Source organism: Kocuria rhizophila, from assembly GCF_003667225.1.
Taxonomy (GTDB): Bacteria; Actinomycetota; Actinomycetes; order Actinomycetales; family Micrococcaceae; genus Kocuria; species Kocuria rhizophila.
The window spans coordinates 1-6,050 of sequence record NZ_RCOM01000111.1; the positions used below are offsets into that span (position 1 = coordinate 1).

5 protein-coding genes and 1 pseudogene are annotated in these 6,050 nt (G+C 71.7%); 4 read left to right on the plus strand and 2 right to left on the minus strand.

What is annotated here, in order from left to right; translation table 11 throughout:
* Nucleotides 1–310 (minus strand): annotated as a pseudogene (locus D9R02_RS10980) (disulfide bond formation protein DsbA); the annotation flags it as partial.
* A 189-nt stretch (nucleotides 311–499) separates the two neighbouring features.
* Between D9R02_RS10980 and D9R02_RS10985 the strand changes: the two are divergent.
* The 3 genes from D9R02_RS10985 to D9R02_RS10995 are packed head-to-tail and all read left to right on the plus strand — an operon-like array spanning nucleotide 500 to nucleotide 4,089.
* Complete coding sequence (locus tag D9R02_RS10985) at nucleotides 500–2,023, plus strand: alpha,alpha-trehalose-phosphate synthase (UDP-forming) (RefSeq protein WP_121566910.1); 1,524 nt, start codon at nucleotides 500–502, stop codon at nucleotides 2,021–2,023.
* On the plus strand, nucleotides 2,016–2,813 hold the full coding sequence (otsB, locus tag D9R02_RS10990) for a trehalose-phosphatase (RefSeq protein WP_121566911.1): 798 nt from the start codon (nucleotides 2,016–2,018) through the stop codon (nucleotides 2,811–2,813). The genes D9R02_RS10985 and otsB overlap by 8 nt, the downstream gene beginning before the upstream one ends.
* 1 nt (nucleotide 2,814) lies before the next feature.
* Nucleotides 2,815–4,089 carry a DUF4032 domain-containing protein gene (locus tag D9R02_RS10995; RefSeq protein ID WP_070636404.1) on the plus strand — a complete coding sequence of 425 codons (1,275 nt, stop codon included), beginning with the start codon at nucleotides 2,815–2,817 and terminating at the stop codon, nucleotides 4,087–4,089.
* Here D9R02_RS10995 and D9R02_RS11000 read toward each other — a convergent pair.
* Nucleotides 4,086–4,721: a TetR/AcrR family transcriptional regulator gene (locus tag D9R02_RS11000; protein ID WP_102614105.1), complete on the minus strand. Its 636-nt coding sequence runs from the start codon at nucleotides 4,719–4,721 to the stop codon at nucleotides 4,086–4,088. The two genes, D9R02_RS10995 and D9R02_RS11000, sit on opposite strands and share 4 nt — an antisense overlap.
* 414 nt (nucleotides 4,722–5,135) lie before the next feature.
* Here D9R02_RS11000 and D9R02_RS11005 point away from each other — a divergent pair, with 414 nt between their 5' ends.
* A complete protein-coding gene (locus D9R02_RS11005; protein WP_047979090.1) occupies nucleotides 5,136–5,918 on the plus strand; it encodes an SDR family NAD(P)-dependent oxidoreductase in 783 nt (260 codons plus the stop codon).
* Nucleotides 5,919–6,050 lie beyond the last annotated feature (132 nt).

The window sequence follows — 6,050 nt, forward strand, 5'->3', positions numbered from 1 at the left end:
GTGGGAGGGTGGAGAGGTCCCGCTCCTCGACGTCCGAGGTGTTCTGCGGGATGCCGTCCTTGGTGACCGTGATGCCGCCGTACTGGTTGGCGCTCGCGGGCACGGGGCCGGCCTCGGGGATCTTGGACTTGCTGTTCTGCCACATCACCAGCCCGATGATCAGCACGATGGCCAGCATCAGGGCCACGATGCCCAGGATCAGGCCGAGGGGTCGTCCGCTGTGGCGGCGCGCCTGGCGGTCGGCGATCTGCCGGGCCCGCTCTCGGGCGTCCGCCGGTGAGGAACCGGCATTGTTGTTCTTGGAAACCATGGGGGCCAGGTGTCCTTCCGTGGGGCGTGGCGGGGTGTCGACAACTCGTCCTCAGGGTACCCGGCCCGGGGGTCGCCCACGACTCAGCGGGCACCCAGGGGCCTCCCCGGAACGCGCCGCCCCTGCCCGGCGGTGGTACGCCCACTTAGGATGGAGGGAAACCAGCCGGTACGCGGGAAGGGAACCAGCATGAGTGCAGAACAATCCATGGAAGAGGTGGCCGTCCCCCGGGACGGCTACGACTTCGTCGTGGTCTCCAACCGGCTCCCCGTGGACCGGGACGTGGCCGAGGACGGCAGCAGCACCTGGCGGCGCTCCCCCGGCGGCCTGGTCAGCGCGCTCGCCCCGGTCATGGCGCAGCGCGACGGCGCGTGGATCGGCTGGCACGGCGCCCCGGACGAGACCCTGGAGCCGTTCGACCACGACGTCTTCCACCTGGTTCCAGTGACGCTCAGCGAGCTGGAGGTCACCCGCTACTACGAAGGCTTCTCCAACGCCACGCTGTGGCCGCTGTACCACGACGTGATTGCACCCCCGGAGTTCCACCGCACCTGGTGGTACGCCTACCGACGCGTCAACGAGCGCTTCGCGCGCACGGCCGCCGAGACGGCCGCGCAGGGCGCCACCGTGTGGGTGCAGGACTACCAGCTGCAGCTCGTGCCGCGCATGCTGCGCCGGTTGCGCCCGGACGTGACCATCGGGTTCTTCAACCACATCCCGTTCCCTCCCACCGAGATCTTCTCCCAGCTGCCGTGGCGCCGGGCCGTGCTGGACGGGCTCACGGGCGCGGACCTCATCGGCTTCCAGCGTCCCGGGGACGCCCAGAACTTCCAGCGGTGCGCGCGCAAGTACCTGGGTGCGCAGTTCACCAAGGGCACCGCGGTGATGTCGGAGGACACCGCGGACGGCCAGGGGACCACCTGGACCGTGCACGCCGAGTCCTACCCCATCTCGATCGACGTGGACTCCATCCAGGAGCTCGCCGACGACCCCCAGGTCCAGGCGCGGGCGCGGGAGATCCGCGAGGAGCTCGGCAACCCCGAGACCATCTTCCTGGGAGTGGACCGGCTGGACTACACCAAGGGCATCCGGCACCGCATCAAGGCCTACGGGGAGCTGCTGCACGACGGCGAGATCACGGTGGAGGACTCCGTGCTGATCCAGGTAGCCAGCCCGTCCCGCGAGCGCGTGGACTCCTACCGCCAGCTGCGCGAGCTCGTGGAGGGCATGGTGGGCCGGATCAACGGCCAGCACGACACCATCTCGCACACCGCCATCCGCTACCTGCACCACGGGTACCCGTTCGAGGAGATGGTGGCGCTGTACCTCGCGGCGGACGTCATGCTCGTGACCGCGCTGCGGGACGGGATGAACCTCGTGGCCAAGGAGTACGTGGCCGCCCGCCGGGACCGCTCCGGCGCGCTCGTGCTGTCCGAGTTCACGGGTGCGGCCGAGCAGCTGAAGCAGGCCATCCTGGTCAACCCGCACGACATTGACGGTCTCAAGGAGGCCATCCTGCACGCGCGGGACATGCCCGCGACCGAGGCCCGCAAGCGGATGGCGTCCATGCGCCGTCAGGTCCTCACGCACGACGTCGTGGACTGGTCCCAGCGCTTCCTGGACGACCTCTCATCCCACGCCGGCGGCGCGGGCGGACCGGAGCACGACGCCGCACGGCCGGGTGACGCCCCGAGCGGAGCCGACCGTGGGTGACGGGGTCGAGGACGCGCTCGACGCCGCGGCGGAGGCCGAGAGCCTGCTCGTGGCACTGGACTTCGACGGCACCCTGGCTCCGTTCACCGAACGCCCCGAGGACTCGCGTCCCCTGCCCGCGGCCCGGGACGCCCTGGATGCCCTGGCACGGCTGCCCCGCACCACGGTGGCCGTGATCTCGGGGCGTCCTCTCGACTTCCTGCGCACCGTGGTGGATCCTGACCGCGCCATGGTGCTCTCGGGATCGCACGGTGCCGAGGTGGATCTCGGTGCGGCCCCCGGCGCGGACGGCGGCACCGAGATCGTCCTGGACCCGCAGCAGCGTGAGCTCCTGGCGCGTGCCGTGGCGGACACCGAGGCGATCGTGGCGCGCTACCCGGGCTCGCGGGCCGAGCACAAGCCCGCGGGCGTCGCGTTCCACACCCGCCCCATCGCCGATCCGGAGGTGGCGCAGCGCGCCCTGGCCGACATGAGGAACGCCTATGCCGCGGTGCCGGGGCTGCGCGTGACCCCGGGGCAGCAGGTGGTCGAGTGCTCGGTGCTCAGCGCCACCAAGGGCGACGGCCTCGACGCCATCCGCGCCGCGGTGCGCCCGGACGTCACGGTCTTCGCCGGGGACGACGACACGGACGAGGACGCCCTGGCCGTCCTGGGCCCTCGCGACGTGGGCATCAAGGTGGGCGCCAAGGACTCCGTGGCGCCGTGGCGGATGGCGGATCCCGCGACCCTCGCCGAGGCACTCGCGGGCCTCGTGCGGCGTCGTGCTCGGGCCCTGGGCCACGCCGGCTGACATGGCCGACACCCAGCAGCCGGGAACCTCGGCCCCGGCGCACCCGCCGCGCGGCGTGTCCATCAGCACGGCATTCCCCGATCCCGGGCTGCTCGAGCTGCCGTGGGACGTGCCGCTCGAGAACTGGCCGCCCGAGGTGCTCGCCGCGTACCCGCGCGGGCTGTCCCGTCACGTGGTGCGCTTCGCCCGCGTGGGTGAGCGCGTGGTGGCGGTGAAGGAGACCACCGCGCACTACGCCCGGCGGGAGTACGGACTGCTGCGGAGGCTGCAGCGCATGGGAACCCCCTCGGTGGTCCCGGACTCGGTCGTCACGGACCGGTGCGCACCGGACGGTGAGCCGCTGCCGGCGGCCCTCGTGACCGACCACCTGAGCTTCTCGCTGCCCTACCGCGCGATCTTCGAGCAGGTTCCCTCCCCCGGGACCATCGAGCGTCTCGTGGACGCGCTGGCCCTGCTGATCGTGCAGCTGCACCTGTCCGGCTTCTACTGGGGGGACGTCTCGCTGTCCAACACGCTGTTCCGCCGGGACGCCGGGGAGTTCGCCGCCTACCTCGTGGACGCGGAGACCGGTGAGCTGCATCCCCGGCTCACGCGCGGGCAGCGGGAGTACGACATCGACCTCGCCCGCACCAACGTGGCCGGGGAGATCATGGACCTGCTGGCCGGTGAGCACATGCAGCAGCGGCTCTCGGAGGAGGGGGTGGACCCCGGGTCCGTGGACCCGTTCGTCGTCTCGGACCGGCTCGTGGAGACCTACAACGGCCTGTGGGAGGAGCTGACTGCGACCGAGGTGTTCTCCGTGGCGGAGCGCTGGCGCGTCCAGGCCAGGGTGGAGCGGCTCAACGACCTCGGATTCGACGTGGAGGAGGCCTCCCTGGACTCCGACGAGGCCGGCCGCGTGCACCTGCGTCCGAGGGTGGTGGAGCCCGGGCACCACAGCCGCAGGCTCCTGCACCTCACGGGACTGAACACCCAGGAGAACCAGGCCCGGCGGATCCTCACGGACATCGACCAGTTCGGTCACGCCCTGTACCCGGGTCTTCCCGAGGACCTCACGGCGCAGCTGTGGATGCGCGAGATCTTCGCGCCCATCATGTCCGCTGTCCCCGCCGAGCTGCACCGCAAGCGCGAACCTGCGCAGATCATCCACGAGGTCCTGGAGCACCGCTGGTTCATGTCGGAGAAGGCGGGCGAGGACGTGGCCACCGCGGCCGCGGCGCAGGACTACGTGAAGTCCTACCTGGCGCAGCGCCCGGACGAACGGGACGTCTTCTAGTCCTCGTCCGGGGGGACGCAGATCAGGTCGGTCACGGCCCGGTGCACGCGCTCTGTCCACTGCTCGTCCAGTGATCCGTACCGCGCCACGTGGGCGTACGCCGCACCCAGGATGAAGTCCACCACCATGTCCAGATCCACGGAGGCCCGGATCAGCCCGCGGTCCCGGTCCCGCTGCAGCAGGGAACGCAGCGCATCCATCCGAGGGCGGACCACCGAGGAGCGCAGCACCTGGGCCGTCGCTGACCCGGGCTCCTGCAGCAGCGTGATCGCCACACCCAGGCCCATGTCCCGCAGCAGCAGCTCCACCGCCTCCGTGAGTGCCTGCTCCCACGTGGCGCCCTCCGGCAGGGAGCCCGCCGCCGCGGCCGTGTGCCTGAGGGCCGCCTCGAGCAGCTGAGGACTGTTGTCGTAGCGCCGGTAGATCGAGGTCTTGGCCACGCCTGTGAGTGCCGAGACCGCCTCGATCGTCACCCGCTGCGGACCACCCTCCCGGAGCAGGCGCAGTGCCCCGGCCACAATCCTGCGGTCGGTCCGGGCCGTGCGGGGGTCCACGGACTCACTCGCGACGGCCTGCGGGTCCGGCTCGGGGGGCGACGGGCGCGATGCTGGAGCACTGGCGCTGTCGGTCACGGGGATCCTCCGGGTGTCGGTGCGGTTGGTTCACAGGCAGTGGACGGGCGATTCACGGGCGGTGGGCGGACCGCCCTCGGTCCGTGGGCGGGGCGCGGTGCAGGCCCGGGGAGCGCCCGCTCCGCCGCAGACGGGAGCGGGCGGCGTCGTCCGCCACGGCAGGCCACCAGGACCACCGCACCCCACCCGCGCGGCGGGCACCGGCCCACCGGGCGCGCCGCCGCACCACGTGGCCGACCACGCACCCCCGCCGGAGGCGACGCCGCCACCTCGTGGGCATCCGTGGCCCGCCCGGTCCAGGGCGTGGGCCGCCCGGCCCGGGGCAGCAGACTGCGGACCCCCTCCGCGCAGCTCCCCGCAGGTCAGCCCGCAGGTCCACTCAACGCTACGCCTACCGTAGTGTATCTTGGGGGCATGCTTACCGCTCTCGTGACCGGTGGGACGTCAGGCATCGGTGCCGCGTTCGCACGCTCCCTCGCCCGCAGGGGCTTCAACCTGATCCTGGTCGCACGGGACGAGGACCGCCTCGCCCGCACGGCGAACGACCTCACTGACGAGCACGGCATCCACGTCGAGACCGTGGGGGCCGATCTGGCCGTCGCGGAGGACCTCGCCAGGGTCGCGCGGCGCATCGAGGACCCCGACCGCCCGGTCGACATGGTGGTCAACAACGCGGGCTTCTCCGTCAAGACTCCCTACGCGGACGAGGACTTCAGCCGGCACGAGATGGGGTTCGACGTCATGTGCGCCGCAGTGGCGCGCCTCTCCGGCGCGGCGGCCCGCGCGATGACCGCCCGTGGAACGGGGTGGATCGTCAACGTGTCGAGCGTCTCCGGATACGTCACCATGGGCGAGTACTCCGCAATCAAGGCCTACGCCACGAACATGACCGAGTCCCTGGCCGTGGAGCTGCACGGCACGGGAGTCCAGGTCACTGCCCTGCTGCCGGGATGGGTCCGCACCGAGTTCCACAGCCGCGCGGGCATCGCCGGCTCCTCGATCCCCGACTTCATGTGGCTGGACGCGGACCGCCTGGCGGAGGAGGCCCTCGCGGACATCGCGCGGGGCAAGGTCATCTCCATCCCCACGCTGCGCTACAAGGTCATGGCCACCACCATGCGCCACCTTCCCCGTCCCGCTGTCCGCTGGGTCTCCCGTCAGATCTCGGGAATCCGACGCCGCGAGATCCAGGCCTGATCCCGTGTCGCGTTCCCAGGAACCTGCCGAGAACGACTCCGCCAAGCCGGCACGCCCCCGAAAGGCCAGGGAACCGCAGCCCCGCCCCCGGGTGCTGGACTCCCTCGAGGGCTCCGCCGGACAGCCGGAGCC

Coding starts and splice junctions, on each gene's coding strand:
- D9R02_RS10985 (WP_121566910.1), top strand. CDS start 500: ATGAGTGCAGAACAATCCATGGAAGAGGTGGCCGTCCCCCGGGACGGC.
- D9R02_RS10995 (WP_070636404.1), top strand. CDS start 2,815: ATGGCCGACACCCAGCAGCCGGGAACCTCGGCCCCGGCGCACCCGCCG.
- D9R02_RS11005 (WP_047979090.1), top strand. CDS start 5,136: ATGCTTACCGCTCTCGTGACCGGTGGGACGTCAGGCATCGGTGCCGCG.